Here is a 2,174-nt window from a genome sequence, read left to right on the forward strand (position 1 = left end):
CAATCGCGAGCGCGGCGCGCAGGTTGGCGCTGGCGTCGCTGCCATCGGTGTTGGCCGGACGCTGCGCGCCCGTCACGACGACGGGCTGATCCAGCGCGAGCGTCAGGTCGAGGAACCATGCCGTTTCTTCAAGCGTTGCCGTGCCATGCGTGACGACGAAACCCGTCAGCGAAGGATCGGCTGCCGCTGTGCGCCGGATCAGCGCCGAGAGCTCGAGCCAGTCGGCCGGTCCAATCGACACGCTTCCAAGACTTCGAAACGGAATCGGCACGAGGTCGAGATCGGGCGCGAGTTCGCCGAGTGTGGCAAGCAGATCGTCGATAGGATGAATCACGCCGCTGTCGGCATATTCGATCCAGTCGAAGCGATGCCGCCCGTGCATCGCGAACGTGCCGCCCGTGCCGATCACCGCGATCCGCGCGCGTTTCGCGGCTGCATTGGGCGTCTGCATCATGCTTGCAGCCTCACGAAAAGCCGGTCGTCCACGATCTTCGTGTCGTGATGGCGCGTGTCGCGTGTGATGGGTGCGGCCAGCGCGCGACCTGTGCGGACATCCACGAGGCCCGCGTGCAGCGGGCATTCCACTCCGCCATCTTCCATGTCGCCGTCGCTCAGGAGCGCTGCGCCGTGCGTGCAAATGTCGTCGAGTGCGTGCACTTCGCCATCGACCTGAAAGAGGCCGATCTTCTCGCCCGCGAGCTCTACGCCGCGACAATCGCGTTCGGCGAAGAGTTTGGCGATCGCGCCGATCTCGTACCAGCCATCCACGAGAGAGAAGTTCGTCATGGCCGATGCATCCTGGATCACGATGGTATTCATAGCGCCGCCGCCTTTTGAAGCTGGATGGGTTCGTGCATGCGCACCGCGCCGATGATGTCCGCAATGCGCGTGATGCCATGCCGCTCGCAATATTTCATGAGGTCGTCGATCAGGCGCGGCATGGTGGTCGGCGAGACGAAGTTCGCGGTGCCGACCTGCACGGCGCTGCATCCGGCTAGCAGAAATTCGAGCGCATCTGACGCGCTGCCGATGCCACCGCAACCAATCACCGGAATCGATACGGCCTGCACACATTGATACGCAATCCGAAGCATGATGGGGCGCGTCGCGGATCCGGTCAGTCCGCCCATGACGTTCGCCAAACGCGGCCGGAAAGTTTCGACGTCGATTGCCATCGCGAGGATGGCGTTGCTCACGACCAGCGCGTCCGCGCCGGCTTCTTCCGCCGCGCGCGCCACTTCGACCACGTTGCCCGCGTTGGGCGTCATCTTCGGCCAGATGGGGACACTGGTGGCGGCCTTCATCGCTTTCACGACCTGGTACGTGGCTTCCGGGTCCATGCCGAACGCGCGCCCGTCCTTCTTGAGATTGGGGCACGAGACGTTCGCCTCGATCGCTTTCACGCCCGGCACCGAGATCTTCGCGGCAAGTTCGCCGAACTCCTCGATGCTATTGGCTGAAATGCTTGCCACGAGCGGCGGTGAATATCGTCGATAAAAGGGCACGGTCTCGTTGATGTAGTAGTCGCTGCCCTTGCTGGGAATGCCGATGGAGAAGAGCGTGGCATCGCGGAACTCGGCCAGGCGCGGCGGCGGCACGCCTTCGCGGATGTCGTGCGTGATCGTCTTCGTCACGATCGCGCCGAGGCAGTTGAGGTCGAAGACCTGCGCCGTGCCTTCGGCAAACGTGCCGGACGCGGGCATGACCGGATTCGCGAGCGCGAGCGAACCGATGTTGACATTGAGATCTACCATGATGTCGTTTCCTGAAGGTCGAAGACGGGACCGTCCCAGCACACACGCCGGTAAGTCAGTTCGTCCGAGCCGCTGTGTTTCCTGAACGGACGCACGCACGCGTAGCAGGCGCCGATTGCGCAGCCCATGTGCTGTTCGAGCGCGATCTCGCCGGGAATGCCGAACTCGGCCGTGAGGCGCTGCAGTGTCGAGAGCAGGCGGTTCGACCCGCACGTGGTCGCGAACGTGATCGCCTGAGCGGCGTGAACGCGGCGAATCATGCGTTCGATCTGGACGACGTCGCTGGTTTGTTCGTCGTCGGTGACAACCAGGACTTCCGCGCCTGATTCGCGCAGATAATTCGCCGACATCACGAGCGACGCGCTGCGCGCGCTCAGGATCGCGGTCACGCGCGCGCCGCTGCGGATGGCTTCCTGCGCG

The 2,174-nt window shown here is 63.9% G+C and carries 4 protein-coding genes; all 4 read right to left on the minus strand.

What is annotated here, in order from left to right:
• On the minus strand, nt 1-451 hold a 451-nt coding region (locus tag EOS_RS05915), incomplete at its 3' end, for an asparaginase domain-containing protein (RefSeq protein ID WP_047845675.1).
• Complete coding sequence (locus tag EOS_RS05920; protein WP_047845676.1) at nt 451-819, minus strand: non-heme iron oxygenase ferredoxin subunit; 369 nt, start codon at nt 817-819, stop codon at nt 451-453. The genes EOS_RS05915 and EOS_RS05920, both read right to left, overlap by 1 nt.
• The gene (locus EOS_RS05925) at nt 816-1,754 is read right to left on the minus strand and encodes a dihydroorotate dehydrogenase (RefSeq protein WP_047845677.1); all 939 of its coding nucleotides are present in this window, start codon (nt 1,752-1,754) and stop codon (nt 816-818) included. Before EOS_RS05925 ends, EOS_RS05920 begins: the two co-directional genes overlap by 4 nt.
• On the minus strand, nt 1,748-2,174 hold a 427-nt coding region (locus EOS_RS05930; RefSeq protein WP_047845678.1), incomplete at its 5' end, for an iron-sulfur cluster-binding protein. The genes EOS_RS05930 and EOS_RS05925, both read right to left, overlap by 7 nt.

Source organism: Caballeronia mineralivorans PML1(12), from assembly GCF_001028175.1.
In the GTDB taxonomy this organism is placed as follows: Bacteria; Pseudomonadota; Gammaproteobacteria; order Burkholderiales; family Burkholderiaceae; genus Caballeronia; species Caballeronia mineralivorans.

Excerpts from the sequence above, each read along its gene's own strand:
- EOS_RS05920 (WP_047845676.1), bottom strand. The coding sequence starts at position 819 with ATGAATACCATCGTGATCCAGGATGCATCGGCCATGACGAACTTCTCT.
- EOS_RS05925 (WP_047845677.1), bottom strand. The coding sequence starts at position 1,754 with ATGGTAGATCTCAATGTCAACATCGGTTCGCTCGCGCTCGCGAATCCG.